Here is a 14,157-nt window from a genome sequence, read left to right as displayed (position 1 = left end):
ACATCCGCACCGATAACCACCCCTGGCATTCGCCAGGGTGTGGTCTATCGGGCGGAGTGATTCAGCCAGCCATTATGGGTTACAGGTAACCCCGTTCAGCCAACGATACACAGCCCTCAGCGCCCACTACCACATGATCCAGTGTTTGGGTGCCAATCATACTGAGAGCGTTCTTGAGGATTGTGGTCAGCGTGCGATCGGCGTGGCTGGGCTCCGGGTCGCCGGAGGGATGATTGTGGACCAGGATCACGGCTGCGGCGTTATGCTCCAGGGCGATCTTGACCACTTCCCGTGGGTACACACTGGCTCCATCTAGCGTGCCTCTGAACAGTTCTCTGAAACCAATCACACGGTGCTTGGCATCAAGCAGTAGCAAGGCAAAGACTTCATGCTCATGGTATTGGAGCAGTGTTTGTAGATGGCTGAATACTTGCTTAGGCTCAGTCAATGCCCGACCTTTAGACAGACGACTCATCGCCAGTTGTTGCGCCATCTGCAGGATATCAGCCTCGGTGACCGGGGACTCCATGACATAGGTACCGGTCGTTTCACCGGCTATCAGCTTGTGATATTTCATGCGGGTATTCCTGTACGAATGCGTGAGAACAGCGGGAGATTGAGCAACCCGATTACTGAACGCTGGGCTTGCCGTTGTTCCGCGTGGCTTGCGACTCCAGCTTTTGCGCGAGTGAGGGTTTGCCATGCGCTGCCAGTTGGGCTTGGGCCTCTATATGTCTGGGTTGATCTTCAATGGTTGGAAAGAACTCCTCGACGATGGTACGAGTGCCATCCTCGGTGTCTTCAAAGGCCCCATTGTTAAAGCCTCGCTGGGCCGCCTGATCCAAGGCGCTCTGGTCAAAGCCCGAGGCTTGTCGGGTTTCGTCCAGCTGCTTGGCTTCGAGCAAGGCGTCTTCTAGGCTCAGGCCGTTGCGAACCGTGATATCGACGTAGAAAATCGGTGTGCCGTGGCTCAGGCGAGTGGACTTACCACGCAGACGTAGGACAGGCCTGGCGATTGCCGGAGATGGCTTGTAGGTAGTGCAGACGCGCTGCCAGGGTACGAATGCTGTTGTAGCCCGTGGTGCGAAAAACAAAGCTACCCAGCGGATCGTCATCCCCGATGACAACATTCAGTCGTCCGTAGGGCTTGCAGGCTCCGCATTGCGCCAGCGAGCAGCCATCCGGTGAAGGGCAGGGCAACGACTGGATGCCGTCCTCGGTCAAACGCTTGCAGGTTTCACCATTGCCCACGCACAGCGGCCGGCCGGTGGTACGGTCGAACAGGCTGTAGTCAGCCCGAAAGTTGAGGTCCGGCTCGTTGAACAACAAACGGATCGGAATGCTGCGTAGCTTGCCGTCCTGGGCATTGCGCAGTTCCTCATTGAGCGGGTGCAGCAGCCAGCCGTCGCGGCTCTGTACCTGCGAAGTAATAGTGAACTGATCGTCTTTCTCTGGCAGACGTTTGCCGTTTTTCTCGACGACCTTGCCGATGGAAATACGCCCGAGTACAGGAGGGGTGATCGCTAAACCTTTGAGCATGGCGGTTATCCTTGATCTGGAAATAAAAAAGCCACCGGGACGTGATAGGTCCGGGTGGCTTATGTATGGTGGGTAGAGTCAGGCGATCAGAAAACGCCGACTGCCTTCGCGGAGCTTGCTGTAGCGGATCTGCAGATAGGGTTTGTCCTTGAGCATCTGCTCGACATCCAGCACGGTGCTGTCCTTGGACTTCTTCCAGCTGATGTAGCCCTCGGTAAACTCCGCGCGGGTGGCGATGCCCATGGCCTGCTGCAGGACTTGTTTGAGCTGCGCCTCTCGTGTCTCCTGTTGGTTAATGCTCTGGCGAACAGCCTTGAGTTCCCGGTAGGTAGTTGCCAGTTCCGGGTGCCGGCTGAAGTCCAGGGTCTTACCGTTGTCCTCGGGGTAGAGGCAGCGTAGTGCGGCTTCCGCTGAGTCCGTACCATCGGCCGGTGGCGGGGTATCACTGACCACGTAGTCCCAGAACAGCCGTTCCAGGTCTATAAGCCGAGCAATCATCGACTCGTCTCGTTCGATGCGGTGGATCTCCAAGTGTTGGCCACCCAGCAGTACCGCCACATCCGCCGCCTGCTTGCCGGTCACCGCCAACTGGTGCATGACCTGTAACTGCACATACTCAGGCACGCCTTCTTTCCAGAGGAGAGCGCCGTTAATGCCGGCTGTTTTGCATTCAAGGATTTGTACATCGTCTGCACCGATCACCTCTCGGTCGATGTTGGCCAGCATCCAGGGCAGTTTAGGATCCGGATTCTGCAGCACTGCATTGATACGTCGTACTCGGTTACCGCTGCGCTTGCTGTAATGCCAGGCGACGATGGGCTCCAGCACATTGCCCCAGTAGGCTGGACTCTCTTCATCATTTTGATCTAACTTTGGCAGCGAACTGTCACGGCCAGTTTTTTCCAGCCACAGTTCCAGCTGGGATTTGTAAGGATTGAGACCTACGGCAGCGGCGGCATCCGAGCTGCCGATGCCTTGTTTGCGCACGGCCAGCCAGTCTTCTCGGGGAAGTTGTTTGGTCCCCACCAGGCGCAAGGCGGGGCGGGGTTTACTGCAGGATTGTTGCAGCGTTTGCGTTTCCATGATGTTTTCCTATCCGGCATAAAAAACGCCCGGCCAGCAGAAGCTGACCAGGCGCTTTAATCGTTGAGTAGGTGAGTGGGGCTAGGCGACGAGTTGCAGCGCTGCGTTCAGTGCGCGCTCTTTGAGGACGGCCCCGGCCCCAAACCACGCAGAGTCCATGCGGTACTCAGTACTCCTGGCGCGTCGCTCGTGATCGACATACTCCGTAACGGCGTTGAGCAGGCCCCACGCAGTTCCTTGAGCTGATTCAAGCGTCGCTCCACGACCTTGGCCTTCGTACAGGCCTTGGATTTTGCGCAGCGCTCGCTCATTCGGCAGCACTTCCGGCAGTTTGCTATGGGGGGCTACGTCACACAGCACATTCATGAAGAAGCCCATCGCCTCATGCCGCTGCACCTTGCGCTCCGCCAGTGCGCGCATGCGGTACATAAATTCATCCCATTGCGAGACGGCGATGCCGAGTTGCTTTTTCACCGCCTGTGGATCAAAGCGCGTGTTGTGCGGCACCTTGATTGCGCGTGTAGCGCCGTTCAGGGAGATGGTCAGGGTGTTATTGCAGACCACGCGCACCGTGGTCGGAGTGGCGGTGGTGGCTAGGGTGCCGTCGCAGGAGGTAGCCAGTAGAAGATAGCCATTCACCTGATCATTACCCTTCAGCGCGGTTGTCTGCCCCGTCCTGGCTAGAACCCAGAATTTGCGACCACCTTTGAGTATCCCAGCTGTTTCCAACTCGTAGCCGGAGACCTCAGTCAGATCTCGGTAGAACTCCAGCACCTCACGAGGCTGCACAACTTGGTAGCGGTTGGAAACTACCGACAAGGGGACTTGGTGTCGGAGCGATACAGCACCTTCTGTTCCGGAAAGGAGTGAATCGTGCCCAGGTTGCCGACCGTGTCGGCCTTGAAGTGAACAGGACTTTCCTGAATCTGCCAGTTCATGCCGGCTTCGCGCTGCCAGATTTCCAGTGGTTGCTTTTGCGTTAGGCGGTTACCCAGACCATGCCAAGGGGTAGCGCCAACGTATGCCATTTGTTCGACGAGATGAGCCATGGGAGTGATTCCTTTGGGTGCGTGCCGGCATAAATGCTGCGCATCACGCAGCACTGGCCGAAGAGTTTTTTAAGAGGATTAGGCTGGTAGGTTGAAGCGATGATTGCAGGCAAGGCAGAGGTTGTTGGCAAGCAGATGGCGATCTAGCGACTCACCCAGTTGGGCGCCGAGCGCACAGCCGCTGACACCGCCGGCCAGTCCGCCTAGGATGACACCTGACACTGAGCCGAGGGTGATGCCGATGGGCCCAGCGATAGCACCGATAAGCGCACCAGCCTGACCTCCTGCTAAAACTGCGCTGACACCTCGGGCTGCACCGCCTACGCTGTTGATGGCAGCCCCGATTTTCATGGCGTGATGGAAAGAGGCAATTTTGGGGGAATGACAGCGAGGGCACTGTAATGACATGGGACGAACCTTCTTGGTGTTGATGTCATTACGGTTATGTAGGACTAAGATTTTTTCGAATTGAATGGTTTTGCTGGCCAGTTCGGCGGCTCTTCCTTAATCCTAGAGAGCAGAAGGGTCTTGACCCTTTGGCTACTTCAAACATGATAATGCATCACTTAATTCAAGTGATCCTGACGCGAGTGGCCAAGGCCCCCACTGAACATGATCTTTTGAAGCACGTTTCTCGCTTATGAATTTGGGGTTTGAGGATATGGAGGTCGTGTACTGGGAGGGTGGCCTTCTGCGCCACGAAGTTGCTGCCATCGAGGCCATGGAGAAAACCTTCAAAGGCTCCGAACCGCCCAATGGGTCATCCACAGCGAAGGGGGGGATGGCTCAGCAGCTGAAAGCTCTTGCTGCCGGGGCGGGTGGGATGTGGCCCTGGCGTGGATATGCGGGTTTCCGTTTTGCGGACGCTCGAGGCGCAGAGGGTGAGTTTGACCTTGTTATTGTTACGCACAAGAACGTGCTTATCGTAGAGCTGAAGCACTGGCACGGGGAAATTACATACAACGGCGGGAAGTGGTACCAGAACGGCAGCGAACGCGGGCGCTCACCGGTCGCCGTAACTCAGAACAAGCTCTTCCTGCTGCAAAGGAAGCTCCAAGCTATCAAATCGAGTTTCCCAGGCAACCGCGTACCTAACATTCAGTTTTGCGTTGTCCTCACCGGCGATTGCACCTTTGCCGACTTGCCCGACAATGAGCTCAACCACGTTCTGACCCTTGGAGACTTCTTGGCGCTCGCGAACGAGGGTCAATACAACAAGCGGTTCCGGCCGCACCCGGCTCAGCAGGGACTGAATCAGCATTTCGACGTGTTCGATCGCTTGCTCAACAAAGGGAATACTAAGCCAAAAGAGCTGATCGTTGATGGTTTCAGAGCTCAGGAACTGATTTTCGAGCACCCTGCTAAGGTGTATGTCGAGCACCAGGCGAAGAACGACAACAACAAAGACGAGCGTGCGCTGCTGCGTCTTTGGGATTTCTCCAAGCTCGATGATCTGGATGCCAAAACGCCGGAGGGGCGTTTCAAAATCCTTTCACGTGAACGTGACGTGTTGGTCTATCTGAGTAACCGGGACTTGGACCTGGGTAGACGCTGCCTTCGGCCGATGAAAAATCCTTCAAAGGACTCTGTGACCCAGGAGTATTCCGAGCTTTGTGAGTTGCCCTCGGAGCACTATCGTCTAAATGAATTCATCCATCGCTATGTGGGGCAGTTCGATCAGTTTGGCCGAATACGGTTAGTAAAGGTCTTGGTCGCGCAGTTCTCGCTTATGCATGGGTTCAAAGTCGCTCACCGCGATCTCGGTGACCATAGCATTTGGTTTTCACCGGACAGCAGTATCTCGCTGTCAAATTTTATTGCCGCATATCACCAGCCAGCAGGAACGGTCGGCCCACGTCGTGACCAGTTGAGCATCGGCGCAATCTGCATGCCAGAGGACACCAATCCCGACGTTTATCGGGGAACACCGTTCCAACGGGATGTCTTCGCGCTTGGCCTCATGTGCTGGCATCTCATCACTGCGACCGCGCTTCCGCTCAAATTTGAGGACACGCACATTGAGAGCGCGCGCCGTGAGCTAAGTAGCGCGGACGATTGGTACGCTGCTGTACTTCTTCGGGCTATGGAGATTGATCCTAACGACCGTTACCCCGACGCTGGTGCGCTGCTCGATGCATTGAACCGGGACACGCCAAGAATTGATGGGGCATTCGAGTTTGATCACAGCCTTCTGGAGCGCTTCGGGTCGAGCGGATTCGTCCCCTATAAGGTTTTTCCGGTAGAAGATGAGCTTGTCGACTCCGAGGTCAAAGAGGTTTATCGGTCAGGTTCTCACGTAGTCAAAATATGGCCGACCCTTCACGCCAACTCAGTCTCTGGCGGTGAAGGTTCTATGCTGCTTGCATTCTTTGAGCGGCTCGAGTTGTTGCAAAAGAGCGGCTATGAATTCCTCCCTGAGATCGAAAATTTTGGGTACGGTAAGGGCGGGACGCCGTTTCTGATCCAGCGTCATGTCGAGGGATGCGACTGGAGTGGGTTGCATAAGCCTGAGCGCGATGTCGCCTTCATCGTGGCCCGGAAGCTAATGGCTGCGGTTGAATGTCTTCACGAGCAGCAGGTAAGCCACGGTGATATCCACCCTGAGAACGTGAAGGTATGCGTTACTGCCGGCGATCCGGCCTCCTGTACCGTATACCTGCTGGACATGCCTGACTTATGCGCCTCGGGCACCCAGCCGTTCAATCATCGCTACAGTCCACTCTTAGAGAACTGTACTGTCATTGAACGAGACAATTTTGCTGTCATGCGCATGACGGTCGAGCTGCTTGGGATGGACTGGGATGAGCCTAGCGATGCTGATATTCCCGAACTCAGAGCAGCAATCGATCAGGAGCGGCAAAGCGAGTCGGGATTCATCTCTCTCGAGCGATTTCGGGACGCTCTTGAAGAAGCGAACAATCCACCCAAGGCTCGGCCATCGATCGCAATCGATGTCGTAAGTCGAGATGAGGTCGAGGGGTTTACCATCTACCCCGATAACGGTCGGCTATACATCAAGATCACCTCGGATCGGCAGGATCCGAAGCTTCTGGTCGTAAGCTTCGATGGAATTGGTGGCGCATTCCGTGCCACCTACGATCCTGCCACAAGAGTGTTCATAAAAGCCTTTGGACCGAAGGTGCAGAACAGTGTTCGGCAGCGTGAGGCCCAGGATGCTGACTTCGAAGTCGACGTCAGCATCAAGGTTTCCGTCGGCCGATATTCCAATCTGGCCACACTAACTGGCTTCATGGAGCAACAGGCGGGTTTTGGCGACCTCGCAATCAGTATCCTCAACGACTCTCGCGCAGCTTTCCTCGCCCAAAATGAGGAAAAGCCATTTGGATCGATCGTCGAGGCTGTATTAGAGGAGGACGCCGATCTAACTTCCTCTGAACCATCCCGTAAGCCATACCCGGTAACCAAGGTATGGAAGGCGATTCTGGAGACCGAAACTGAGGCCTTACCAAGTGTCGAGGTTGCCGATGTGCCCAGGATGCACAAAGACGGGGTCGGGCTTCTGATTCCGTATTCGGCGGAGCGGGAGGTCCTAGAGTCATTCGATTCAGACGAAACAGTTTATCTATCGAGGCGGAGGGACGGTAAGACAATCGATTTGGGCGCAGTCAATATCCGTCTAAGCACCCAGTCGGAGATCTATTTGGCCCTATCGAAGCAGGCCAAAGGCATTCAAGTTGACGACCTGCTGTTCTTGCAATCGCGATCGACCCGAACCTCCTTTTCGCGCCGCAAGCGCGCGACTGAGCGCATGTTGCAACGCCTGTCAGTCGTCCCGAATCTTATCGACTATTTTGACGAGGAGTGCGATGCGAAACCCGAGCGATTTAATGAACCGCCGACAGAGCACCACTTCAGAATGTATGAGCGTCAGGCTCCTGACGGTACCACCGTCGGACTGAATGACGCACAGAAGGAAGCATTTGCGCGGCTCGTCAGCACTGGACCTCTTGGCTTACTGCAGGGGCCGCCCGGCACCGGTAAGACCGAATTCATCGCTGCGTTCAGCCATTACCTAATCAGTGAGGTTGGTGCCCGAAATATTCTACTTACCAGTCAATCGCACGAAGCGGTGAACACCGCGGCTGAGCGCATTCGCTCCCACTGTCGCAAACTCAATACTGACCTCGATGTGGTGCGGTTTAGCAATAGGGAACAGGTCGTTTCCGATGAGCTTCGGGATGTTTACTCTCGCTCCATCGTTAGCCAGCAGCGTGAGTCATTTCGCGCGGAGATAGCGCATCGGCTGAGTCTCATGGCCCCATCCCTTGGCGTGAGCGCTGCCTTTCTCGAGCGGTTGGTCACCGTCCAGCAGAAAGTTGGTGGACTTGTGAAAGGTCTTGCTCGACTAACTGCCGACTTGGAGTCGGAAGAAAGCCACGAAACGACCGGAAACGACAATGCGGTGACTTTGGACGAGATGCGCTCCGAGCTCCTAGAGTTGTTGCGTCATGACTTCGAGGTTGAGGTTGACGAGGAGGGCGCTCCCCTAATGTGGTTGGAGCAAGTCCAAAACAAGATAGCCAATGACTTCGGCATTCGTAGCCATGAACTGAAACGCTGTCTGGCGTTGATTACGCTCTCCGACGACATGCTTGAGCGCATGGGCAGCGAAAAGGCGAACTACGATGAGTTCTTGGTGAGAACTCGCACTTTGGTGTGCGGCACCTGTGTCGGTATTGGCTTGAACCACCTCAAGCTTGCTGACGGCAGATTTGACTGGGTAATTATCGACGAAGCAGCCCGTTCCTCGCCAACAGAACTAGCGATCGCCATGCAGGTTGGTCGGCGAGTACTCCTTGTAGGAGACCATCGACAATTACCGCCTTTCTATGAAGATGAGCACAAGAAAGCTATCGCCAGGTCATTGGAGCTCCACACGACCTCTGGGGAGTTCCAGCACATCATGCGCAGCGACTTCGAGAGGGCATTCGAGTCCCCTTACGGGCAGTTGGCCAGCGCCACGCTTAAAACCCAATATCGGATGCAGCCGGCAATCGGCAATATGGTCTCGGAGGTGTTCTACCAGGGGCTGCTGGAGACAGGTGAGCGGCTCATACCAGAACATTTCGAGCGAGCTCTTGGTTGTCTGGAGCAAGTGTGCGGTTGGTTGGACACTGGCACCTTTGGCAACAGGGCTTACCATCAATCGCCCAATGGCAGCATGAGCTTGATCAACCACGCCGAAGTAGACGCGATCATGCAGATGCTCAAGGAGATCGAACAGCAGACTGAGTTTTCCGATGGGCTCATTGATGAGATGAGTCGTACGCAAGAGCCTGCAATCGGCATCATTTGCATGTACGGCGATCAGAAGAAGTTAATGCGACGTAAGTTCGCGGAACAGAACTGGCCGGATGCATTTAAGCGATTGGTCAAAATCGACACGGTGGATAGCTACCAGGGAAAGGAAAATCGCATCGTGATAATTTCACTTACGCGCTCGTGCGCGGATCTGTCCCCTGGGTTCCTGCGCTCATCTAACCGGGTGAACGTAGCTCTATCCAGGGCGATGGATCGGCTAGTAGTGGTGGGGGATATGCGAATGTGGGCAGGGAGAAATGCGGAGTTGCCGCTAGGTAGGGTCTGTACGTTCATTCGAGAGCGCCAGCACGAAACCGGGTATGCAATCATACCGGCAAAAGGAGCTGCAAAATGACTACGAACGAGCTTGGTTTGTTTGAGGTTGATGTCAGCGTCCCGGTCCAGCAGTTCCGTATTGAGTACACCCTGGTTGAGCAGGGCGGGTTGCCTTTTGTTCCTGAGTACCTGTTACGACTGTTGAGGGTCTCAGCACTACCGCCTGCGGACATTGCCCGTTTTTTCGGTTTCACTCCGAAGGAGGTCAGTACCGCTCTCTTGCCGTACTTGCAGCAAGGCGAGCTGACCCTCACCGTTGATGGACGCGTGACGCTTACGGAAAAGGGGCTGAGACTGTTTGCTGGCGGTGGCGAGACCCCTATCGTCAAAGGGCGCAAGGAGTACCGGAAGCCACTTACATTCGATCTACTAGCCTACTCGTTCGTCGAGCATAAGAAGCATCGCTTAGAGACCCCGAGGTGCTCTGTAGTTCTGAGCGCAGATCCTTCTACGCGCGCAGAATCCGCAGCGGGTGCAGAGCGAGCGTTTCAGCACAATCTATTCAAAATCTATCGGTCCGGTGAGCTTTGTGGTCAGGTAGACGAAATGGAGGTGCCCGAGCTATACAAAGTCAGCCAAGTTCGGAAGGAGAGGGAGGGTTATATCCGGTTTGCCGAATCTTACTGCCTCGACTTGGAGACGATGAACTTTGGGTTCGCAGAGCATACCGGGCTGCCCGAGGAAGATCTTTACATCGCCCAGCGAAGCCTCCTATTGGCAGGACTTGTAGGGCGGCGGAATATCGAAACGATAGCTGCTTTTGCTGACAGAATAGGCGATCAGCATACGCTAGACATTCTCTCGACTGGCGTCCTCGATTTAAGCAAGGCGGCGCAAGCATCGATTGCGACTTTTAGAGCGGGTCAGGCCGAAATAGAACCGATCTACGGTGCTCTACAGATAACGCGCAACTGGGATCGAGCGGAGTACCTTTTATCCAAATATGCGAAACGACTCGCGAGCGAAGATGCCAATGAGCCTGTCACACTAACCTGGCTGTCCCCGGCCGCCCATGGTTTGTGGGGCAAGTCTTCGCGCCATAGTCAGGCGTTGAGCGCGTTTGTTGGTTCCGCAACATTCAAGGTCAGCGGGAAGGATAAGTCAGTCTTCAATCCGAGACTACTCATCCCGCTGGCCGATCAGCACGACGAGCAGGCGCGACGCCGGGCTTTTAATGAATGCAAAGAGGCTGAGTCGGTTCTACACAGCTTTATAGAATCCGATGCACTGTCAGCGCTTGAGATTGTGTGCCTTGTAGATTCGTTTGCGATTGTTGTCTACCACCTAATCCAGCCCGACCTGCACCCGGTGCCGGTTCCCTTTGGCTTTATCACTGAAGACAAAGGAATGGTGCGCCGGATTGAGGCAGCCATAGAGGATAAGCTCGCGGAATATACAGAGGGCAATGTGCCGCGGTATCTTGGGCCGATGACGAAAAGCTCGAATTCGCGGAAGCGTATGTAGCGACAACTTTAGGTTGGTAGATGAGGCTCGTTGAGCCATTACTCAAGAAGATGTACGCAACGATAAAATCCGATTTAGAGGAGTCCAACGACGAGGTGTCGGAGCAATGACGTTCTCTCTACCCGAGAACCTTTGGTTTGTCCGACACTGGGCTGCAGGTCAACGTATCGACACGACTTTTCTGTCTCTACTTTCTTTGATAGCTGCCACCGACAGGCTGCCAGTTGCCGCCTCTTGGATGTGCTCACTCCACCAGGCCATCATCGGGCGTCGGCGCTCGATGTAGTCGGCTCGGTTGTAGGCGCTGCGTACCTCATCTTTATCGACGTGGGCTAGCGCAACCTCGATTAACTCAGGATCCCAACCGTGTTCATTGAGGATGGTACTCGCCATTGAGCGCATGCCGTGGCTTACCAGGCGCCCCTCGAAACCCATACGTTTCAGTGCCATGTTGGCAGTCTGGCTGTTGCAATGGGTGCGAGGATCTCGGTCTGCAGGGAAAACGTACTCACGATTTTCACTGTAGGGCTTGATCGCTTCCAAGAGCGCCAAAGCTTGTTCAGTGAGCGGAATGATGTGTATCCGACGTTTCTTCATGCGCTCCGCAGGTATCGTCCAGATCTTCTTTTCGAAGTCGATATCAGCCCAGCGGGATGTGGCAGCCTCGGCTGGCCGGGTCATGGTGTGAAGTTGCCACTCAATTAGGCAGCGCGTAGTTCTTTTTATGCTGGCATTGGCAATTGCCACCATGAGCTCTTTCAGCTCATCGGGCGCAAGGGCCGCCATATTTTTCTTTTTGGGTTTTTTGAAGACGGAGCGGATTCCACTGAGCGGATTAGCGTGAATCAATCCCGAATTGACGCCATAGGTCATGATCTCATTGAGGCGTTGGGTTAGCCGTTTAACGGTTTCGAGGCTCCCCTTCGTCTCGAGGGGGCGAAGCAAATTTATGACTTTAGGGGCAGTGATAGCAGAGATTGGGGTGGTGGCCAGCTCAGGGAAAACATGCAGCGTGAGAGAGCGCCAAATATCCTCGGCGTACGCTGGCGTGACTGAATCCTTTTTGAGCTCGAACCACGCTGTCGAGATATTTTCGAAAGTGTGTTCCGTGGCTGCTTTTTTCGCGTGCCGCTCGGCGTCGCGTTTCTCTTTAGGGTCCAGCCCCTGGGCGACGAGCTCTCTCGCTTCCACGGTTCTCTTGCGTGCTTGAGCCAGGCTTACCTCAGGAAAGGTGCCCAATCCCATATTTATCCGCTTTTTCGTCACGGGTTGGATGTAGTTGAAATTCCATAGCTTTGAGCCATTGATTCTCACTCGCATCTGAAGGCCGTTGCCGTCGGTGAGTATGTAGTCCTTTTCCTTTGGCTTCGCGGCTTTGACTTTTACGTCCGAAAGGCGCGTGGCTTGGGCCCCCATGGTGTATTCCAGTGCTGTTTATGTATTCCAAAAAATAGCAGGTGAGGGCTTGGAATACCACTTGGAATACACGAAATCGTAGATGGTCACGGATGCTGGTGGACGCTCGTGGACTCTAAATCCCTGTATTCACTGGGTTTCAGGCACAAAAAAAGACGTCCGTGGACGTCTTTAGATGATGAAGTGGTGGAGCCGGGGGGATTTGAACCCCCGTCCGCCAGTACTCCGCTGTCGGTACTACATGCTTAGCCGTGTCTACTGATTTAATCCGCAGCCGCCCGACGGGCAGGGTGCTTTGGATGAGTTGGGTAAGTTTTAGTCGCTTTGCCCCCAACGTGCTACACGACGATCCTGTTCTGTATGACAATCATTTCGGGTTTACAGGCATCCCCTGATGATTGCTGGAGCCGAAGCTACCAGGAGAGCGGGCTCAGCTGCTTACGCAGCGAGAGCGTAACCCTCGTAGTTTTCGTCATTGGCAACTATAGAAAGTTGCAACAGTGGATTTACGAGTTCTGTTACCAACTCGGCATGCACCTAGAGTTTCGCTACCGGCGTCGAATCCTAATCGGCCCCACACTAGCTCTAGCTAACGCACCTTACGGCACGTGAAGCGAGTATACGCCATTGCGCGGGCGACGTCGACAACTGGTCCGGTCGCCCGCACCAGGGGTCACGATCCGCTGCCGCCGCTGCCTTTCTCGGTTTTTTCCAGGCGCTCCAGCACTTTGCTGGTGATGGCGATGCATTCTTTGGTGTCGCCCGAGGCCTGCGCGGCCTTGGCTTTGTCGACGTGCTCGGTCAGGGCTTTGTCCAGGCCTTCGGAGGTGGCGCCGGCGGTGGCCATGCTGTCATCGATCTTTTGCAGGTTGGTGGTGCAGAGGTCGTCGGCGGCAAACACCGGCGATGCCAACAAGGTGGCGGCCGCGAACAGGGCCGATAGCGCGGTACCTTTCATGGGTGTCTCCTTCTAAGGCCTCTGGAAGGTGGGCCTGTTAAGTGGACTGCGCAGATTTGGCGTGGGTTCAATCGGGATGCTGGCAGGGCGATATGATGCGGCTGTAGGGGGATTCTGAACTTGAAACTAAATGCTTCGTGGTGGATGGGTTTGGGAATTATCCTACTGGCGCTGCAGCGGTTTCTCTGTTGTCGATGATGGGCGTTGGGGCTAGTTTCCCTGGGTCGCTGAGGTTTGGCGACCGGGTGTGAGAGCCCGTTCCATTCAAGAGATTTACCGTCATGGTAGCTGTGCGCGGGCAGGCCTTGTGCCTGGCCGGTTTTCCTCCTTGTTTGGCCGGTCTCTCACCCCGCGTACAGCTGCCACCTATTCCTGTGAGAGGGAATGGGTGGGGCCTGATGCAATCAAACGAGAGAGAAATATGAAGAAGATTGTTCCAGATCCACCCAGCCAAACGTCGCCACGTCCGTTCTATACCATCGACAACAAGGTCCCTTCACCGGAGGCGTTGCTGTACGCCATTCAGCTGATGCGCGGGATTGAAGACACCTTGGACGAATACATTTGCGGCAATGCCGGTGAGCCGGGGATCGGCATGCTGGTGAATTCGGTGCATAACGTGCAGATGAGTAGGGCGTTGGCTGAGCTGGTGTTGGCGCGCGAGCCGTGATGTTAGTCAGTTGAGGCCAGTGGGGTCGCTGTGCGACCCATCGCAGGCAAGCCAGCTCCTACAGGGGGCTGTGCAGCTCTCAAGGCCAGTGTTAGTCCTGAGGTAGAAGTAGTTGAGTAGGGCGTTGGCTGAGCTGGTGTTGGGGCGCGAGCCATGATGTTAGTTAGTTGGGGTCAGTGGGGTCGCTGTGCGACCCATCGCAGGCAAGCCAGCTTGTGTCTTCAAGGCCAATTAAACTCAAAAGGGTGAGAGCAGTGGATGGCAGACTGATAGCCAGCGGTGCCTAAAGCACGAGTAGGAGCCTAGTCACCATCCACCTC

Annotated in this window: 8 protein-coding genes, 1 other RNA gene and 2 pseudogenes; 3 read left to right on the top strand and 8 right to left on the bottom strand. The window is 55.2% G+C overall.

Annotation, left to right across the window (positions count from 1 at the left end):
* Positions 1 to 79 precede the first annotated feature (79 nt).
* The 5 genes and pseudogenes from radC to OO306_RS19180 form a co-directional block, all read right to left on the bottom strand.
* Positions 80 to 577, bottom strand: a complete 498-nt coding sequence (gene radC, locus OO306_RS19200; RefSeq protein ID WP_265969621.1) for a DNA repair protein RadC — start codon at positions 575 to 577, stop codon at positions 80 to 82.
* 52 nt (positions 578 to 629) lie between these two features.
* A pseudogene (locus OO306_RS19195) lies at positions 630 to 1,539 on the bottom strand (hydrolase or metal-binding protein).
* Positions 1,540 to 1,617: 78 nt separating this feature from the next.
* Positions 1,618 to 2,622 (bottom strand): YqaJ viral recombinase family protein, encoded by a 1,005-nt coding sequence (locus OO306_RS19190; protein ID WP_265969620.1) that lies wholly within the window; start codon positions 2,620 to 2,622, stop codon positions 1,618 to 1,620.
* Positions 2,623 to 2,703: 81 nt separating this feature from the next.
* Positions 2,704 to 3,671: pseudogene (locus OO306_RS19185) on the bottom strand (DUF932 domain-containing protein).
* 78 nt (positions 3,672 to 3,749) lie between these two features.
* Positions 3,750 to 4,079, bottom strand: coding sequence for a hypothetical protein (locus tag OO306_RS19180; RefSeq protein ID WP_265969619.1), 330 nt, complete (start codon positions 4,077 to 4,079; stop codon positions 3,750 to 3,752).
* A 253-nt stretch (positions 4,080 to 4,332) separates the two neighbouring features.
* Between OO306_RS19180 and OO306_RS19175 the strand changes: the two genes are divergently transcribed.
* Together OO306_RS19175 and OO306_RS19170 are read left to right on the top strand one after the other, a co-directional pair.
* Entirely contained in the window at positions 4,333 to 9,348 is a 5,016-nt protein-coding gene (locus tag OO306_RS19175) for an AAA domain-containing protein (protein ID WP_265969618.1), read from the top strand.
* Positions 9,345 to 10,793, top strand: a complete 1,449-nt coding sequence (locus tag OO306_RS19170) for a hypothetical protein (protein WP_265969617.1) — start codon at positions 9,345 to 9,347, stop codon at positions 10,791 to 10,793. The genes OO306_RS19175 and OO306_RS19170 overlap by 4 nt, the downstream gene beginning before the upstream one ends.
* Positions 10,794 to 10,952: 159 nt before the next feature.
* On the opposite strand, the gene OO306_RS19165 is transcribed toward OO306_RS19170, so the two are convergent.
* From OO306_RS19165 to OO306_RS19155, 3 genes are all read right to left on the bottom strand, one after another.
* Entirely contained in the window at positions 10,953 to 12,209 is a 1,257-nt protein-coding gene (locus OO306_RS19165) for an integrase domain-containing protein (protein ID WP_265969616.1), read from the bottom strand.
* A 184-nt stretch (positions 12,210 to 12,393) separates the two neighbouring features.
* Positions 12,394 to 12,785, bottom strand: a transfer-messenger RNA (tmRNA) gene (gene ssrA, locus OO306_RS19160).
* A gap of 97 nt (positions 12,786 to 12,882) precedes the next feature.
* Positions 12,883 to 13,167 (bottom strand): hypothetical protein, encoded by a 285-nt coding sequence (locus OO306_RS19155; protein WP_085274245.1) that lies wholly within the window; start codon positions 13,165 to 13,167, stop codon positions 12,883 to 12,885.
* Positions 13,168 to 13,588: 421 nt separating this feature from the next.
* Here OO306_RS19155 and OO306_RS19150 point away from each other — a divergent pair, with 421 nt between their 5' ends.
* Positions 13,589 to 13,837, top strand: coding sequence for a hypothetical protein (locus OO306_RS19150; protein WP_085274244.1), 249 nt, complete (start codon positions 13,589 to 13,591; stop codon positions 13,835 to 13,837).
* The last annotated feature ends 320 nt before the right edge of the window (positions 13,838 to 14,157 follow it).

Origin of the sequence: Pseudomonas sp. DCB_AW, assembly GCF_026240895.1 — a bacterium.
GTDB lineage: Bacteria > Pseudomonadota > Gammaproteobacteria > Pseudomonadales > Pseudomonadaceae > Aquipseudomonas > Aquipseudomonas kermanshahensis.
The sequence above is the reverse complement of the archived record's forward strand: the minus strand, read 5'-3'. Positions and strand labels throughout refer to the sequence as shown.

Bases quoted from the DNA above. Each gene is read 5' to 3' on its own strand.
- radC (WP_265969621.1), bottom strand. From the start codon at position 577: ATGAAATATCACAAGCTGATAGCCGGTGAAACGACCGGTACCTATGTC.
- OO306_RS19190 (WP_265969620.1), bottom strand. From the start codon at position 2,622: ATGGAAACGCAAACGCTGCAACAATCCTGCAGTAAACCCCGCCCCGCC.
- OO306_RS19180 (WP_265969619.1), bottom strand. From the start codon at position 4,079: ATGTCATTACAGTGCCCTCGCTGTCATTCCCCCAAAATTGCCTCTTTC.
- OO306_RS19175 (WP_265969618.1), top strand. From the start codon at position 4,333: ATGGAGGTCGTGTACTGGGAGGGTGGCCTTCTGCGCCACGAAGTTGCT.
- OO306_RS19170 (WP_265969617.1), top strand. From the start codon at position 9,345: ATGACTACGAACGAGCTTGGTTTGTTTGAGGTTGATGTCAGCGTCCCG.
- OO306_RS19165 (WP_265969616.1), bottom strand. From the start codon at position 12,209: ATGGGGGCCCAAGCCACGCGCCTTTCGGACGTAAAAGTCAAAGCCGCG.
- OO306_RS19155 (WP_085274245.1), bottom strand. From the start codon at position 13,167: ATGAAAGGTACCGCGCTATCGGCCCTGTTCGCGGCCGCCACCTTGTTG.
- OO306_RS19150 (WP_085274244.1), top strand. From the start codon at position 13,589: ATGAAGAAGATTGTTCCAGATCCACCCAGCCAAACGTCGCCACGTCCG.